The sequence below is a fragment of the Escherichia sp. AM3 genome, assembly GCF_032029835.1.
Lineage (GTDB): Bacteria > Pseudomonadota > Gammaproteobacteria > Enterobacterales > Enterobacteriaceae > Escherichia > Escherichia coli.
This window is the reverse complement of the sequence record NZ_JAVUPQ010000879.1, coordinates 1-286: the sequence shown is the minus strand read 5'-3', so window position 1 is coordinate 286 and position 286 is coordinate 1. Positions and strand designations below refer to the sequence as shown.

Annotated in this window: 1 protein-coding gene; it reads right to left on the bottom strand. The window is 62.9% G+C overall.

Annotated elements, in window-relative coordinates; translation table 11 throughout:
- A partial coding sequence (locus RTW80_RS28845) for an LD-carboxypeptidase (protein ID WP_312721529.1) occupies window positions 1-286 on the bottom strand: 286 nt, incomplete at both ends.

Genomic DNA, 286 nt, shown 5'->3' with positions numbered 1-286 from the left:
GCGTAAACGCATCCAGCTCCGGCGCACCAAAGTTGCCGGCCAGCATCGGGCCGCTAAAGGTAATGACGTTATGCAACGCAAGCAGGCCGAGCTGGATCGCCGTGAAATCGCTGTGTCCGCAGATTAACAGCGGATCCTGCTGCTGGCGCGCGGCCAGCCCGGCCCAGTCGATGCTCTCCAGCAGCCGGCTTGCGCCATAGCCGCCGCGCACGGCCAGCACAATGGTGTTTTCACCTTCCAGCGTCGTCAGGCTGTTGATATCGCTCAGTCTCTGCGCCTCCGTACC